Annotated in this window: 15 protein-coding genes; 4 read left to right on the forward strand and 11 right to left on the reverse strand. The window is 41.9% G+C overall.

Annotated elements, in window-relative coordinates:
* Nucleotides 1-39: 39 nt before the first annotated feature.
* From acpS to EG2_RS00850, 4 genes are all read right to left on the reverse strand, one after another.
* Complete coding sequence (gene acpS, locus EG2_RS00835; protein ID WP_003128562.1) at nucleotides 40-396, reverse strand: holo-ACP synthase; 357 nt, start codon at nucleotides 394-396, stop codon at nucleotides 40-42.
* Nucleotides 397-745: 349 nt separating this feature from the next.
* Nucleotides 746-2,254 carry a degradosome RNA helicase CshA gene (cshA, locus tag EG2_RS00840; RefSeq protein ID WP_060813108.1) on the reverse strand — a complete coding sequence of 503 codons (1,509 nt, stop codon included), beginning with the start codon at nucleotides 2,252-2,254 and terminating at the stop codon, nucleotides 746-748.
* Between the two features lie 282 nt (nucleotides 2,255-2,536).
* Nucleotides 2,537-3,886 (reverse strand): UDP-N-acetylmuramoyl-tripeptide--D-alanyl-D-alanine ligase, encoded by a 1,350-nt coding sequence (locus EG2_RS00845; protein ID WP_060813109.1) that lies wholly within the window; start codon nucleotides 3,884-3,886, stop codon nucleotides 2,537-2,539.
* An 86-nt stretch (nucleotides 3,887-3,972) separates the two neighbouring features.
* The gene (locus EG2_RS00850) at nucleotides 3,973-5,028 is read right to left on the reverse strand and encodes a D-alanine--D-alanine ligase (protein ID WP_003128558.1); all 1,056 of its coding nucleotides are present in this window, start codon (nucleotides 5,026-5,028) and stop codon (nucleotides 3,973-3,975) included.
* A 180-nt stretch (nucleotides 5,029-5,208) separates the two neighbouring features.
* Here EG2_RS00850 and EG2_RS00855 point away from each other — a divergent pair, with 180 nt between their 5' ends.
* Entirely contained in the window at nucleotides 5,209-6,942 is a 1,734-nt protein-coding gene (locus tag EG2_RS00855; RefSeq protein ID WP_060813110.1) for an ABC1 kinase family protein, read from the forward strand.
* A 27-nt stretch (nucleotides 6,943-6,969) separates the two neighbouring features.
* Here the strand turns inward: EG2_RS00855 and EG2_RS00860 are convergent, their stop codons facing one another.
* The 6 genes from EG2_RS00860 to EG2_RS00885 form a co-directional block, all read right to left on the reverse strand.
* The gene (locus EG2_RS00860; RefSeq protein WP_003128555.1) at nucleotides 6,970-7,422 is read right to left on the reverse strand and encodes a YaiI/YqxD family protein; all 453 of its coding nucleotides are present in this window, start codon (nucleotides 7,420-7,422) and stop codon (nucleotides 6,970-6,972) included.
* A gap of 112 nt (nucleotides 7,423-7,534) precedes the next feature.
* Nucleotides 7,535-8,203, reverse strand: coding sequence for an ABC transporter ATP-binding protein (locus tag EG2_RS00865; RefSeq protein WP_060813111.1), 669 nt, complete (start codon nucleotides 8,201-8,203; stop codon nucleotides 7,535-7,537).
* A 10-nt stretch (nucleotides 8,204-8,213) separates the two neighbouring features.
* Entirely contained in the window at nucleotides 8,214-9,710 is a 1,497-nt protein-coding gene (locus tag EG2_RS00870) for an ABC transporter permease (protein WP_060813112.1), read from the reverse strand.
* Nucleotides 9,711-9,972: 262 nt separating this feature from the next.
* Complete coding sequence (locus EG2_RS00875; RefSeq protein ID WP_409359859.1) at nucleotides 9,973-11,793, reverse strand: carbohydrate-binding domain-containing protein; 1,821 nt, start codon at nucleotides 11,791-11,793, stop codon at nucleotides 9,973-9,975.
* A gap of 20 nt (nucleotides 11,794-11,813) precedes the next feature.
* Complete coding sequence (locus EG2_RS00880; protein ID WP_060813114.1) at nucleotides 11,814-12,488, reverse strand: DUF4956 domain-containing protein; 675 nt, start codon at nucleotides 12,486-12,488, stop codon at nucleotides 11,814-11,816.
* The gene (locus tag EG2_RS00885) at nucleotides 12,478-13,200 is read right to left on the reverse strand and encodes a polyphosphate polymerase domain-containing protein (protein ID WP_060813115.1); all 723 of its coding nucleotides are present in this window, start codon (nucleotides 13,198-13,200) and stop codon (nucleotides 12,478-12,480) included. The genes EG2_RS00880 and EG2_RS00885 overlap by 11 nt, the downstream gene beginning before the upstream one ends.
* Before the next feature lie 132 nt (nucleotides 13,201-13,332).
* On the opposite strand from EG2_RS00885, the gene EG2_RS00890 reads away from it, so the two are divergent.
* Genes EG2_RS00890 through EG2_RS00900 form a run of 3 tightly spaced genes read left to right on the forward strand, consistent with a single transcriptional unit; the run spans nucleotide 13,333 to nucleotide 15,794 of the window.
* A complete protein-coding gene (locus EG2_RS00890; protein WP_060813116.1) occupies nucleotides 13,333-14,007 on the forward strand; it encodes a response regulator transcription factor in 675 nt (224 codons plus the stop codon).
* 3 nt (nucleotides 14,008-14,010) lie between these two features.
* Nucleotides 14,011-15,321 carry a sensor histidine kinase gene (locus EG2_RS00895; protein WP_060813117.1) on the forward strand — a complete coding sequence of 437 codons (1,311 nt, stop codon included), beginning with the start codon at nucleotides 14,011-14,013 and terminating at the stop codon, nucleotides 15,319-15,321.
* A gap of 2 nt (nucleotides 15,322-15,323) precedes the next feature.
* A complete protein-coding gene (locus EG2_RS00900; RefSeq protein ID WP_060813118.1) occupies nucleotides 15,324-15,794 on the forward strand; it encodes a GNAT family N-acetyltransferase in 471 nt (156 codons plus the stop codon).
* A gap of 269 nt (nucleotides 15,795-16,063) precedes the next feature.
* Here EG2_RS00900 and udk read toward each other — a convergent pair whose 3' ends face one another.
* Nucleotides 16,064-16,693: a uridine kinase gene (udk, locus tag EG2_RS00905; RefSeq protein WP_003128539.1), complete on the reverse strand. Its 630-nt coding sequence runs from the start codon at nucleotides 16,691-16,693 to the stop codon at nucleotides 16,064-16,066.
* Nucleotides 16,694-16,752 lie beyond the last annotated feature (59 nt).

Consider the following 16,752-nt stretch of genomic DNA (forward strand, 5'->3'; position numbering starts at 1 on the left):
TTCTCTAGTGATTCCCTTAACGAATCGCTATCTCTGGCATTATTCATTCTCCAACAAGATTTGCGCAAAGGCAGTCTCATTGGTATGAGTGATACTGACAAACGTCTGATGTAGAGGGTGAGGTGCCTTTGTAACAACGGGCGCTCCAGCCTCGTTGGTCAGCACTTCGATATCTTGAAAAGACAATTTCCCAATTCCTGTTCCCCAAGCTTTCGAAAAAGCTTCTTTACAAGCATACCGTCCCCCAAGAAATTCAATCTGCCTTTTTTTTGGCAGCTTGAAAAACAGTTCAGATTCCTTCTCAGTTAAAATACGCTGAATAAATTGCGGTTTGTTTTCAATCAATTCTTTGATGCGGGCTAATTCTACTGCATCGATCCCGATACCTTTGATCATTTTCTATCCTTTTCTGTTCAGCAAGAACCTTTATTCCATGACTGATCATTACGATTATCTATCTATTAAATACATCAGCTTCATTTATTTTAGTTTCATTCTACCAAAAAAAAAGGGAATTACCACTCAAAACTAAAGGGTTTAATGGATGGTTAAGAAATTTTTGAGAGGCTCGTTCTCCAGTTTTCCTTGACTATACCGTCTTTTCTCAAAAAGGGCAAAAAAAATATCCGAACAATGATCGATCACGCCAAGTGGCCTCTTGGTCAGTGGCACACATTGGCAGGTTGATCGAAAAAAGTTCAGATAATTTGGTGTCGAAAAAGGTGCTGAAAGCGACCTCTAAGGACTAGTCTTGATTGTTGCGGATAACGAAGCCGCGTTTTTTGTCATTGCTGCGACGGTTATTTTTGCGAGCGCCGTCTTTGCTGTAATTTCCTCGGGCTTTGCCGTTGCGGCTGCCGCCGTTGTCTTTACGGTTGCGGTTGTTGCTGTTGTTGCTGCGACGACCATTTTTATTGAAAGATTTCTTTCCTTGCGGTAATGGTCTTTCTGGTGTGATCTTCACAGGGACAAGATCAGATGGATCTTTCGCGATTGTTTTAAGAAGCAAAGCAGCCAAGTCTTGTGCTGAGTAGCGTTCCAATAAATCATCTGCAGCTTGGAGGTATTTATCCAACCCGTTTTCATCCATTTTCACTTCTACTTGTTCAAGTGCTGCACCTAATTGCCCCTTAAAAGCTTCTTTTTCGGTTGGCGGACGCATTGGTGACATCCGTTTTTTAGTTAGATTTTCAATAACATGCAAATAACTCATTTCGTTTGGTGTAACGAAAGTTACGGAGATTCCGCCTTTACCTGCACGGCCCGTCCGTCCGATACGGTGAACATAACTCTCTGGATCTTGAGGAATATCATAGTTGTAGACATGAGTCACACCAGAAATATCTAATCCCCGAGCTGCAACGTCTGTAGCAACCAAAATATCTAAATGACCGCTCTTGAATGAACGTAATACGCTCATTCGTTTTTGTTGAGACAAGTCTCCATGGATCCCTTCCGCTTTGTAGCCTCGAGCTTCTAGTCCTCGTGCCAATTCATCGACACGACGTTTTGTCCGACCAAAAACGATCGTCAACTCAGGTGTTTGCACATCCAACAAACGAGTCATAATATCGAATTTTTCATAGTCTTTTGAACGAACATAATATTGATCGATCAAATCAGCCGTCATTTCTTTCGTCTTGATTTGAACATGTTCAGGGTTTTTCATGAATTTTACGCCAATGCTCTTGATTGCAGGAGGCATTGTTGCTGAAAATAGCAATGTTTGACGTTCTTCAGGTACTTGGCTGATGATCTTCTCGATATCTTCCAAGAAGCCCATGTTCAACATTTCGTCTGCTTCATCCAAAACAAGTGTTTCCACCGTGCCAAGTTTCAATGTGTGACGGTTGATATGGTCTAACATACGTCCTGGTGTACCGACAACGATATGGGGACGATCTTTTAGTTGACGGATTTGACGACCAATATCCGCACCACCGTAAACCGCTTGAACCCGGATTTTTTTGTCTTTTCCTAAACGATATAGTTCTTCTTGGGTTTGGATCGCTAATTCCCGAGTAGGTGCAATCACTAATCCTTGTAGTTGGTGATTTGCTGGGTCGATTTTTTCCAACATTGGCAAGCCGAATGCTGCTGTTTTTCCGGTACCGGTCTGTGCTTGACCGATAACATCTCTTCCTTGCAACGCAAGGGGAATTGTTGCTTCTTGGATTGGTGTTGCTTCTTCAAAGCCGGCACGCTCAACAGAAGTCAATAATTCGTTTGATAATTCTAGATCTTTAAATTTCAAATGGATCCTCCTAATTTGGTCATCATCATGATGCCTGTTTTCTTTAATCGAAGCGTACTTTCTTCAGAAACACAAGAGCAGTCCCATCTCTTATCTTTCTCTTGTTACCGAAAAACCGCTTCACGAAGGCATTATAAAAGGCTAAAACAAATCTTTCTGTCTCAGCCATCATTTTATCTCAAAACGTCAATGTTTATTTACAGTAATCATTCTGTGCTTCATCTTTCGGCATTAAATAAGTATAGCACAGAATGAAAATTTCAGCAAGATTTCACGCTTACTTTACATTGCTGTTAGAGAATCAATTACCTCAACCAAGCCCATTCCGTTGCTTCCCTTTAAAACAATGCTATCCGTAGGCTGCAGTTCTTTTTGTAGTTGTGTAATCAACGCCGCTTTTTCCTCTTTACTAAAGAAATGGACTCGATCAGCTAAGCTGCTTTGATCCAATACACGTTTCAACGCTTGCATCTCACTACCGTACAGAAAGATCAAATCGAACCTTTCATCTAAATGATCCGCCATCCCGGCATGCATCTTCGCTGAATCAGGACCTAACTCCAACATGTCTGCTAGCACAGCGATCCGTCTGCCAGTCAGAGGCAGTTTTCTGAAACTGTCTAAGACTAATCCCATCGCTGTTGGATTTGCATTATAGACATCACTTAAAATAGCAGCGCCATTCGCAGCTTTCAACCATTGTGTACGATTCTTTGTCAGTTGAAAATCAGCCAATCCTGCTTTGATTTTTTCTTCTTCAATCCCCAAATAGCGGCCGATGCCAATCGCGATCAAGGCATTCTTTACATTGTAGCCGCCGATCACTGGAATCGTATAGACTTGATCCGCTACCGTAAAAGCTGTTTGTTCTTGGGTTTCTTCTTGGATCGTTCCTTTAAGATCGCCTTCACCCAAACCAAAGGTTTCTACCTGCTGAGTCAATTCTGCAAGGTAGGGGATCAATAAAGGCTCATCTGCTGGTATCATGAAAAATCCTGCTGGGTCTAAGCCGGCCGTGATTTCCATCTTGGCTTTCGCGATTCCTTCACGAGAACCAAGATTCTCAATATGGGCTTCACCGATCAATGTGATCGCTGCAACATCTGGCTGAGCCAAGTGTGACAAGACCTCGATTTCTCCCGCATGATCCATCCCCATCTCCAATACAAGAACTTCTGTATCCGCTGGTGCATGCAGAATCGTTAGTGGCAAACCAATTTCATTATTGTGATTTCCTTGTGTTTTGTAGGTTTTGAACTGTTGTGCCACCACCGCATCTACCATATCTTTTGTAGTAGTCTTACCATTGCTGCCTGTAATAGCAATTACTTTTGGCGCCAGTTTTTCTTTATAGAATTTTGCCAGCTTTTGAAAGGCAGCTAGGGTGTCTGATACTTCGATGATCAATAGTCCTTCTGGCGGCTGGATTGTCGGATGGCTCCAAAAAGCAGCGATTGCTCCTTTTTCTTGCGCTTGTTGAGCAAACTCATGGCCATCTCTCGTTCCGGCCAACGGCACAAACAAACTATCGGTAGTGACCAAGCGGCTGTCAAATTCTACACTGCTGATCATTGTCTGATCGGCACATTCTACGCCAAATAAAGCGGCAACTTCTTTTATCGATAGGTTCATCTTATTTATCTCCTTAAGTTAAAAACAGGGAAGATCATGGTCCTTTCAAGCTTCACCTTGAGTTGAACTGATTTCCCTGTTTGTGATTATTCGACATCGGTTAAAAAGGCTTGACGCTGTTTAAAACGGTTGACTCCTAATTGAATCAATTCCTCAATCAAATCACCATATGGCAGGCCGGTTTTTTCCCACAATAGCGGATACATACTAAACTCGGTAAAACCAGGCATCGTGTTCAATTCATTCAGGAATAATTCGTTTTTGTTCGTCAAGAAAAAGTCGCAGCGGCTGAGGCCGCTTCCTCCAAGCATCGTATAAGCTTTTTTGGCAAACTCTTGTGCTTTCGCTTGTGTCTCCTCAGGAATTTGAGCTGGGATCTGCATCTCGATCTTATTGTCAAGATACTTCGAATTGTAATCATAAAAAGCTACATCTTTAACGATCTCGCCGGGCATTGTCGTACGCACATCTTCATTTCCAAGAACAGCGACTTCGATTTCGCGAGCTTCGATCCCTTGTTCTACGATCGCCCGTGTATCATAACGGTAAGCTTCTTGAAGTGCATTTTGCAATTCTTCCCGATTTTCAGCTTTTGTGATCCCAACACTTGAACCCATATTGGCGGGTTTGATAAACATTGGATACAAAAGACTGCCTTCACATTGTTCAAATACTTTTTTAGGATTTTCTTTCCAATAGTTTTTAAGAACGGGTACATAAGGAACTTGCGGAATCCCCGCCGCCTGCAAGATATATTTGGTCATAATCTTATCCATGCCACAGGCACTAGTTAAAACCCCTGCGCCTACATAAGGCATACCGATGGTCTCTAGAAAACCTTGGATCGTTCCATCTTCTCCATTTGGTCCGTGGAGCAGCGGAAAAACAATCGCATCCTCTTCTTTGATCTCACCAGGTTGGATCGGCGTCCCTTGGTAAGCCGAATCCGTCAGATTCAACACTTCTTTGGATGTAGGGGCTTCAGTCAATAAAGAGCCTTTTAGCCACTGGCCATCTCTCGTGATCATTACTAATTGTACTTGGTAGTAATTATAATATACAGCATTGACTACTGAAAAAGCGGATAGAAGCGATACATCATGCTCTGCACTGCGTCCGCCATATAATAAAATAATTTTCAAAAGAAATTCCTCCTGTATTCATTGTTTCTACCAAAACTAATTCTTCCACATTTTAGCACAAAAACGAAGCTGCGACATTATTTCTTGCCGATTTTAACAACTGAAATCATCCGTAGTTGAATGTTTCTCGATTTCTTCGTACTATTAGACTAGCGAAACTTAAAGAATAGAGGTGCCCGTATGGAACAGGAATCACCATCTAAGAAAAAAAGACTCAGACAGATCGTTCAAGTGTTTCTCAAATACAAAGTGATTCAAAATTTAAGTAAGCAGCAAGATCCCATCGCTGTACGCAAAGCCTTTGAAGAATTAGGACCCACCTTCATTAAAATCGGACAAATGCTTTCCGTCCGTAGCGACTTATTATCCGACGCTTTTATCAATGAATTCAAACACTTGCAAGACAATGTCAAAAGCGATCCTTTTCCGCAAGTCCAAGCGTTGTTAGAAGCAGAATGGGAACAACCTCTGACAGCCATTTTTACAACTTTGCATGAAAAGCCCTTAGCTTCGGCATCTATCGGTCAAGCTCACCGTGGGACTCTAAAAGATGGCAAAGAAGTTGTTGTCAAAGTACAGCATCCCGGCATTATTTCCGCTATCCAAGTAGATCTCGATTTGTTTGAAAAAGCGATTCCTTTGATTCGCTATATTCCAGAAACGAATGTGGTGGATCTTAAAAGCGTTCTGCATGAAGTTCGACGCTCATTGGATAATGAAACAAACTTTCTGCAAGAAACGAAAAATGCGCAAGAGTTTTATCACTTCAATCACCACTGGCAGCAGATCGAGATTCCAAAAGTCTATCCTCAGTGGTGTACACGTAAAGTCATCGTCATGGACTATATGGAAGGAGAAAACCTAAATTGTTTGCTTGCTCGAAAAAACAATGAACAATTTTTTCCCAACCGGACAGTAAAAGAAATCAAGAAAGAAGTCGGTACCCTGCTGGTAGAGAACTTTATGAAGCAAGTCTTTGAAGATGGCTTTTTCCATGCGGACCCTCACCCTGGAAATCTCTTCTTGCAACCACTGGACCCCGATCAGCAAACAGCTCCTTTCCATGTAAAAAAGAAAGTTGGTGTTTTAGGCGGTGTCGATTACTCCTTAAAATGGCAGGATGAGGAGACATTGCCGCCTTATCGCTTGATCTTTTTAGATTTCGGAATGATGGGACATCTGGACCAGACCCTTCGCAGTCGGCTGGCAGATGCCTTGATCGCATTGTACACTCAAGATACCCAGCAAGTTGGTAGAGCTGTCCTACGCCTTTGCCGTCGGGAAAGAAACTTCGATGAAGTGGATTTCTATCAAGATCTTCAGTCTTTTGTTGAAAATTATTACAACATGCCGATCAAAGATATTGATTTGCAGAAAGTATTAGCTGAAGTCATCACTATCTGTCATGACAATCATCTGCAAATGCACCGTGACATCACGCTGCTGATCAAAGCTTTCGGAACGCTTGAAGGAGTAATCGAGGCACTTGACCCTCAATTATCGATGATGGAAGTGACACAACCATTTGCTCAGAAATACTTTTTGCAGCAGCTGGATCTTGAAGAAGAAATGAAAAAAAGTTTGTTAGCCAGTGCCAAAAGTCTCCGAGCACTCAGTCAACTCCCTGATCGGACATTAGCTGCTGTCAACACACTAGCTACTGGCAAGCATCGTCTGAATATTGAGATCCGCCATCAAAAACAGCTGCTGGATCGTTTTGATCAAATGATCAACCGGCTAGTGATTGGCATTATCTTAGCAGCAGTGATTTTAGGTTCCTCTCTTTTAGTCGTTGCAAGTCCCCAACAGGGCGGCTTTGTTCATCAGATGGGTATCTTTGGCTATTGTATAGCCTTTGTGGCCATCGTTATCGTTGCCGGAAAATATTTTTATGATCGTTTTCGAAAAAAATAAACGATCCAGCAGTCTCCTCAATGATGGTTACTGCTGGATCGTTTTTTTAATTTCTTGCTCTAGAACTTGTTTGAATTGTTGACGATCCTCTTTCGTGAATGGTTTCGGTCCTTTGGTCCGCTTGCCGGCTTTACGCATTTGTGTTCCTAAATACCGTTGTCCTAATAAAAAGTCAATGGTCTCCGGCAAATATTCTGTCCCGTTATGATGAAAAACACGGGCTTTTTTTGGTAATACAAGTGAAGCTAAGCCATAGTCTTGCGTGACTAAAAAATCGCCCGGTTGAATTTCTTTAACAATCTCATAGTCGGCTCGATCGGCTCCCTTATCCACATAGACAAAATGAACAAAATCTGGATATTCTTTGGCCGTATAGTGATCGACACTAGTGACGATCACAACTGGCAATGCAAACTGCGCGCCTAATTCAATGACTTCGTTTTTTACTGGAGAACCATCCCCATCGATCAGTAATCGCATCGTCTCGCCCCCTTCCTTTTATTGTAGAAGTTTCTACTGCAAGATGCAAGACAAGGCTGCATCCTCTCTGATGAGAAAATACAGCCTTGAGTTTAGTCTTTCAGTAACAAGTTTATTTTGAGTCCCGCATGACAAATTGACGCTCTTTTAGTTCATAAACAACATCACAGACTTTCGCTACTTCTTGTTCATGGGTCACTAAAATGATACATTTCTTTTGTTCATGGGCAATTTCTTGAAACAGCTGAACGATATCTTTTGAGGTCGTTTCATCTAAATTACCGGTGGGCTCATCTGCCACAATCAACTCATGTTCACAGCATATAGCCCGGACGATGGCCACTCGTTGTTGTTGTCCACCGGAAAGCTGGGTAACTTTCTTCATAGCTAATTCTTCAGTTATCCCAACTTTAGCCAGGTTTGCCAAAGCATATGCCTTTTTATCTGTTTGTTGTGACTTGGCAATCGCCATTGCAGTAGTCACATTATCCAGTGCCGACATATAGGGCAACAAATTATAAGCTTGAAAGACGATAGAAACATCTTTACGACGGTATTCTCGCAATCCAATTTTGTTCAACGGTTCGTTATCGTAATAAATATTCCCTTCTTTTGGCGTGTCCAACCCCGTGATCAATGAGAGAAATGTCGTTTTACCAGAACCGCTGGAACCAAGGATCGCGTACATTTTTCCAGACTCAAAGGTCAAATCTACTTCTCGAAAAAGGGCTTCAGATTCTGTTTGGTACCAATAGCCTAATTTTTCTGTTTGTAACGTCATGCTATCCCTCCTAGGAAACCAATATTTTTTTTGGATTGAGACGCAAAATTCCAGCTGAAGATAATAGAATGGAACCAAAGCTGATCCCTACACCTAACAATGCCAATAAGCCGATTTCTTGGAATGAAACCGTAATAGCCAACTCTTGGACTTCTGCCGATGGTGTAAAAGCGGATAGCCCGCTTCTGCCATTAGGACCGCCGTTGCCCATACTTGGCATTCCTTCCGGACCATTCATCCCTGTGTTCGCTTGTTCCGTTGTCGTTTGTTGAGCCAACAGCTGCTCGCCCACGATATTCCCTACAACATTGCCACTAGCTGCAGCGATTCCCAATGCAAAGAACATACAGATAGCAATCTCGGTAAAAAACTGTAAAATGACTTTTATTCGCGATTCGCCTAAAGATAACAGAACGCCGATCTCATATTTGCGTTCTCTGATCGACAACATTACGATCAATGTCAATATGATGACACCGGCAACCGCAACTAGCACAATAATATTTTTGGCAAAACTTGCAACATTATTCAATGGTGTCAACATCGACTGATACATTTGATCATTCGTTTGGATACTATAGGTATCGGTATCAATCAGTTTTTCAGCTTGAGCAACGAAACTGTCCATTTCTGAAGGATCGCTCAACGTATAAGTCGCCGAATCTAACGTATCCTCATTACCCGCCAATGTATTAACGAGAGTATAGGATGCAAACAATGTATTGGCCGGGTTCAAAAAATTGAACATTTGGCTCATACTGTTCCCAACTTCACTGGTTTCATAGATCCCTTTGATCGTTACTTCAACTTCATTGTCTTCACTATCAGAAATAACAAATTTGTCGCCAACCGAAAGCCCATTTGCTTCTGCTAATTCTGATTCGATCAAGACATTATTCGTGCCCTCATCTCCTGCAGTGATGGCTTCACCATCGGTAATTTTTGCAGTGCCTTCTGAAAAACTTGTATAGTTCGTACTTTCGGAAACACCAGTGATTTGAAAATCGCCGCTGCTCATTCTGCCTCCTTGCATATTAGGCATGCCATTTGGCTGGCCATTCGTTGCTCTAGATGAATCCTCCGTAGATTCTGTCGCTGTACTTTCGTCATCCTCACTTGAAATAGCTTCAATGCCACTGACAGCATCGGCTGATGTACTCGCTTCAAAGCTATAGGATGCTACCCCACTTAATGCTGCAATTGCTTGAGCATCACTAAGATTTACCGGTGTATTCTGGAAACTGCCTGGATCTGGCGGTGTCGACTCCCCCTCTGAAGTATCTGAAGAAGCTGTTTGGCTGTTTTGTCGAAGAGACTCCCGATTGGCTTGCAGCGTCACCGTCGCTCCCACGCTTTTTTGTGCGTTTTCGGTTGCGACTAAAGCAGCACTGCGGATTGTCAATCCTGCTAAAACAAAAATCAAAATTGCCGAAAAAACAGCAATCAGCAGCAAACTTCGACCTTTCTTTGCCCACAAACTTTGTAAGCCGCGTTTCATAAAATTCATCTCATATCCTCCTCTACTAAACGTAGCTTGACTATATGTTTACTAGCTTAAGTAAACCTTAAAATAGGCCTGGTCTATCCACGATATCTTTAGACACTGTCTGCTTCAATTTCGGAAATAGAGGGCTAGAATATCCTTTCAGAATGTTACACTTTAATAGCTTTTCACCACTCATTTATAGCAAGAATAAACTAAGTTGTAGCGGTCATCGTTCGTAGTATTTTCTTTCTTTGGTTCCTCCAACGAGGGCTGCTAGAATTCATCAGCGTCCAAATCCGCCCATTTGGTTTGTCGAGGCAGTTGCGCCAGATTGAGTCAAATTTGAAAGGGTATCTGTTAAAGATAATATGCCTAATTCAGAAGCATCCTTCACACTTCCTCCTTGATAAAGACCATAAACAGAAGCTTCACTATTGCTGCCGCCACTAAGTAGTGTATAGTCTGTTGATTGTAAATCTGGACTTGAAATCACCACATGTTGAAAATTCTTACTAGGTGCATAGGATAATAACGTGTTGCCCTCAGTATCTTGCAAGGTAATCAACGTGTCTGCTGCCTGAGATTGATCGAAAGTAATCGCCACTGACCGTTGTGTTCCGCCACTCACATTCATTGCCATATCAGTGGTTCCTGCAGCGACGAGGGTCCCACCTGTAATTTCAAAAGTACCATTATAATCTAAAGCGCCATTCCCGCCTCTCGTCGGTCCATTGACAATCACGATTCCACCGCTCATTGTGACATTGCCATTGCTGTCCAATCCATCTCCTTCAGCATCAATTGACAAGGTTCCACCTGTGATGACAACTTCTTTGCTATCATCTGCTTGATCGCCACCGCCTGGTCCTCCTCCAAAACTATCTTGTCCAAATTGTCCGCTGTCCGTCGTGTCGCTGCCGCCGCCGGCATTTACACCATCATCGCTTGCTAGCACTTGAATATCTCCACCAGCAATGGTGATGACGCTTGCTTCTAAGCCTTCATAAGATTTGTTGACAATAATCGTCCCATCATTAATGGTTAGATCATTGTCCGCATGAATGCCATCATCTCCAGTCACTGCTGAAATCTCCCCGCCATTGATGGTGACTGAATCATTGGCGTGGATACTATCATCCGCACTATCGATAGCATAGGAACCACTTGCTAGTAGGATTGTCCCGCCTGCTTTCATTCCTTTATAACTTTCATCAGCGACGACCGATTGACTAGCTGCACCATCAGCTGTCTTAACGGTCATTTCTGCTGATTGAATACTAAGACTTGTCTCAGCTTGGATACCATCCCGACCACTTTGGATCGTAAATATACCGCCATCAATCCCAATATAGCCTTTTGTAGCATATTCGGTATTGTTGGCTTGGATACCATCTCCTTCAGAGGTCGTCAGAGTATAATTCCCATCTCGAATCGACACCGAATCTTTTCCTTTGATCGCATTGTTTTTTGCTGTGATTTCATAGGTGCCGCTTGCCAAGACTAAATCGTCTTTGCTGCGGATGCCGTTGCTATAATTGCCTTCAATGACCAATTTCCCTTCCCCATTGATCGACAAATCGTCTTTGCTATAAAAAGCAGCATCCGGTTCGGTTTCTCCTTCTGCAAAGGTATAACTCGTTCCATCCGTTAACGTATTTGTTGTATCCGCAGCTAATGTCGTAATGACTTTCTCTGCCTGCTCGATAACAACTGCTGAACTGTTAGCATTCGTGATACTTACTCCAGCAAAAATCAAATGAACCTTGGCTTCTTTGTCGACATTGATTTTCAATTGACCGTCTGTCAAAGAACCGCTGACCATATATGTCCCTGCCGAAGTAATCGTTACTGTTTGATCATCAACTGTAAATCCTTCTCCAGCTTCCGTTTGTGCATCCGCCAGTTTTATCGCTATAGCTGAAGATGTCTCATAAGAAGCATCCAAATCCTCTTCTTCATACTTTCCATAATAATCTGTATCTTCCAAAGAAGTAGATCCATTCGTAACCGTTGCTTCCGAAGTTCCAGTGACAGAACTTGAAGAATTTGTTTCAGATTGCTGCGCACAAGCTGCCAGTAACAGTGCCAAAAACAATGGGTAGATTTTTTCATTGGTCTTCCTCCTTATAATTCATCACGATTAGCCGCGACTTTACCGAGTACAACAGGTAAATTGCCATTACGCGTCCGTACATCATCGATCAAAGCCTTCTCTTGTGTTTGATCCTTCAATACTAAGTGATAGCGTAATTCGTAGAGACTGCCCATGGTTGTTGTGCGTACCGAATCCAACTTGGCTGTATGTGTAAATTTCTCAAATATGTCATCAAACAGTTGGGGATAATCTAAGTCTTCTGGAATAGTTATTTTCAATTCCCGTTCGCTCGTCTTACGTCGTTCGCCAAATGGTACGGTATACAGCATCAATAAAAAGGCAGCTACCACGAATGAAAAAACCACCACATAACCGACATAACCCATACCGGTGGCTAAGCCGATCCCCATGGACCAAAACACACTAGTGATTTCGCGAGAACCTCCTGGGACGGAACGGAAGCGGATCAAGCTGAATGCGCCCAAAATCGCTACCCCAGTTCCTAAATTCCCATTGACCAGCATAATCACTGATTGTACTAGAACCGGCAGTACTGCCAACGTAATAACAAAATTTTTTGTATAAACATTCTTTACCATATGCACTCCGGCAACTAAGAGACCCAGAATCAGTGAGGCACTAATACAAATAATCAAGCCACCCCATTCAAGAGTAGCGGTATCACTTAACAAACTAGATAACATTCTGAATATCCTCCTTTTTAAACAAATGACGTTGGTAGGTTTGAGCATACTTGGAAAAACTAGCTTTGCGCACACCATACTGATTCAATTGTTCAACAAACCAAAGGGGATAGGCCCCCATTGCTTTGACTTCCATCAACACACCAATCTCTGGCGCTATCAATTGTCCATAACTCCCTTCAGACAATGTCAGATTGTTTTCCCGATAACGAATGTTTTGATCAAAGGTCACTCTAAATTCACTGTCTTCTGATGCAAAAAGCGAAAGGCGGTCATAGGCAATCAAAACGCGCGGGCTTAAGTCATGATTTTGTTTAAATAACCAACGAATTTCGGCGGCAATTTGAAGCGGATGAATAGTGGTAGGAAACTCCCCGCTTCGTACCCATGATTGATAATCTGAATAGCTTAGAGGAACACGCCGTTTATATACAATGCCATTGACTTTCTTCTTGATTTCTAGGAACACCAAACTGTCCTGAGATGGAGCACCATAACTCCGGATGCGAAATTTCTCTTTATACTTTGGTTTATCCATCGAATGACGGATGAAACGAAAATCATCCGTGTCATAGTAAAGAGATAGAATCGTGTGTTGGCCATATTCATCAACCTTCATCCTCTGCTGCAACGCACCCAGAAACGGCTGAAACTGCTCAGACGATAAAAGATACTTGGTTTCTTTTCGTTGAAATACCTTTTTTAATTTCATGGTATTTTCCTCCTTTGATTGCTATAGTCCTTATTTAAGACGCTGAAACTTAAAGACAGCTTAAGCAAAAATCACTTTTTTAAGTTTTTTTTATGTTACTCATGCTATGCTTATAATGAAAGAGGTGACAGAATGATCAAGTTATTACTGATCGAAGACGACAGAACGTTATCAGAAAATATTAAAGAAATCGTTGCAGAAATTGGTGAAGTCAGCCAAGCTTTTGATGGGAGTGAAGGTCTGTATGAAGCCCAAAGTGGGATTTATGATTTGATCATTCTAGATTTGATGCTTCCAGAAATGAACGGCTATGAAGTATTGGCAAAATTACGACAGCACACTGTTCAGACACCAGTCTTGATCTTAACCGCCAAAGATGGATTAGAGGATAAAGTCACTGGCTTTCAAAAGGGCGCCGATGACTATTTGACAAAACCTTTTTATCGGGAAGAATTATTGATGCGATGCAAAGCCTTGTTAAAACGTTCATTAGGCTTATTTAATGAAAACCAAGTGATCTATAAAGGATTGACCTGCAATCTCTCTACTAATGAAGTGACATGTCAAGAGAAGCTATTACCTATCCAAGGAAAAGAATTTGCATTACTCGTTTATTTTTTGCAAAACCGAGGCATTATTTTGACTAAAGAACAAATTTTTGACCGTATTTGGGGATTTGATTCAGAAACAACGATCACAGTAGTCGAGGTCTACATCAGCAATTTACGCAAACATCTTCGGGATACTGGTATCGATAAAGAGATCCGGACACTGCGCAATGTAGGCTATATTATGCAAGGAGATTAGCGAATGAATAAAGAACTCTCCAAGAAACAACGGCTCAAGGTGTTTTTGATCAATGTGGCTGCTTTTGCATTGATCTTTACATTGCTCGGAATCATTGTACTAGAATTATTTGATCAATCTGCGTATCAAGAAACCGATATTGCTCTTGAACAAGCCGTTAAAGATACACGTCTGGTCCAAGCAGAGATCAACAACGCTAATCAAAACGAAGCCATTGCCTTACCGCCAAATACAGCAATGCCAAAGATTCCTGGAACCAATCGTTTCAACACCCAATTTATTCTTTGGTCAGAAGACGGTACGATAGTAAACAAACAATCATTAGGCGGACGTTTCTCTCAGCTAGCTTCACTCAAATTAGATACTGAACATTTAAATACGATTCAATCACTGACCGTAAGCGATCAAAATGAAGCGGAGACTTTGCTGTTTCACTCGATCACAGCTGCCGCGCCTACGAACCAATCAGGGGTAGCCTATGTTCAAGTGTTGGCCAACACCAACCAAATCAATAATGCAATGAACAACTTTCAAACAATTTTGATTTTATCGATGATTTTCTTTTGGATCTTATCAATCGGTATCAGCTATTACCTTTCTTCATTGACAATGCGGCCAATCCTCGCTTCGTGGAAAAAACAGCAAGAATTTGTCGAAAATGCTTCTCATGAATTACGGACGCCTTTGACGATCATCCAAAATAGTTTAGAGCGCACCTTCACTAAGCCCAATCATACGATCATTGAGGAATCAGAAAGTATTGCTCAAGCATTAGCAGAGACCCGGAGGTTGACTGGATTGACGGCAGATTTATTGACGATTGCCCGCAGCGATTCCAACCAGCAGATGTTAGCCAAAGAAACCATTGCCATCGCCCCTTTCATTCAAGAACTGGCAAAACCGTTTCAAGAGATTGCCAAAATGAATAACAAACAATTTGTCTTGGAAAACCTTGCCTTAACAACTGCTGTCTTCGATCCTAAAAAAATACATCAAGTATTAGTAATTTTATTGGATAATGCCCTGAAATATACAAGTCAAGGAGATAAGATCACACTGCTTTCAGAAATCTCCAACAAGTATTGGCTGCTCGAAGTTAGAAACACAGGTCCATCTATTAGCGATGAAGACAAGAAACATATTTTTGAACGCTTTTATCGGGAAGATCGCTCCCGTTCAAAAGAAACCGGCGGCTATGGTCTCGGTTTGGCCATCGCCAAACAAATCGTGGAGGAACACAAAGGGCAAATCAGTGTACGTGATCTACAACCTAAAGGCGTTATTTTTCAAATCCGTTTGCCAAAGGAGGGATAAAAATGAAAGTCATTCATTTAAGAGAATATCCTGAATATTTACAGGAAGCGATCGCTTATTTTCAATCAAAATGGGCGAGTCCCGCATCCATGAAAGTGTATGAAGATAGCTTGACCCACAGTTTTTCTGATACCGATCTACCGCAATGGTTTCTACTCGTGGATGACCAAGCCGCTGCTGTCCCCTCGATCATTGGCTGTGGTGGACTGATCACGAATGATTTTATCAGCCGAATGGATTTGATGCCTTGGCTGTGCGCCCTCTATGTCGATCCTCACTATCGCAGACAAGGTGGTGCTCGGCTTTTGATCGAAACGATCAAGCAATCTGCCGCTACTGCTGGTTTCTCGACCCTTTACTTATGTACAGATCTTGTTTCGTTTTATGAAAAATTTGGTTTTGAACTGATGGGTACAGGCTATCATCCTTGGGGAGAAGAATCGATGATCTATCGCTATCCCCTACAGAAATAGACAAAAAAACAGCCTTGAACATGAATGTTCAAAGCTGTTTTTTATTCACAGTACTATTACTAGTAGAATACCCTATCTCCACAAAAGGAATATTCCGACACCCTGCATCCGGCAGGTGGATCGCTCCTTGTGCCTCTGTTATCAATCTGGTCAGCCAAAGCTAGACCATCTCGACTCGTCGCATGAGGTATACTTTACCATAATTGATAAAGAAAAACTACTGCTTTATCAAAAAATTCTTTAATAAGTGTTTTCGAAAGAAAAAATGTTCAGCTTTCGGTTAAGAATGTTGCAACTTTCGTTGTGATCAAATCAATCGCTACGTGGTTCTCGCCGCCTTCTGGAACGATGACATCTGCATAGCGCTTCGTAGGTTCGATAAATTGATGATACATGGGCTTGACTACTGTCAAATATTGTTCAATAACGGAATCCAACGTTCGTCCGCGTTCTTCCATATCTCGTTTGATCCGACGAATGATTCGAATATCATCATCCGTATCTACATACAGTTTGATATCCATCAAGTCTCGCAAACGTTCGTCTTCCAAAATCAAGATTCCTTCAAGAATGATCACTTCTTTTGGTTCCTGAATGATCGTTGCTTCACTGCGAGTATGTGCCACATAATCATAGACCGGTTTTTCGATCGTTTCGTAGGCAAGGAGTTTCTGCAAATGTTCGATCAATAGATCGGTATCAAAGGCAAACGGATGGTCATAGTTTGTGTTCAACCGTTCTTCAAAGCTCAAGTTGCTTTGATCTTTATAATAAGAGTCTTGTTCAAGCATCATAATGGAATGATTGGGAAAGTGATTGAAAATCGCTCGGCTCACACTTGTTTTTCCACTACCAGAACCACCAGTCACACCAATAATAATGGGCTTGCCATTCGTCATTCAATTAACCTCTTTCGTCTCTAAAATTTACACTGTTTCTATTATAGCGAAATTCTGAA

This window comes from Enterococcus gallinarum NBRC 100675 (assembly GCF_001544275.1).
Lineage (GTDB): Bacteria > Bacillota > Bacilli > Lactobacillales > Enterococcaceae > Enterococcus_D > Enterococcus_D gallinarum.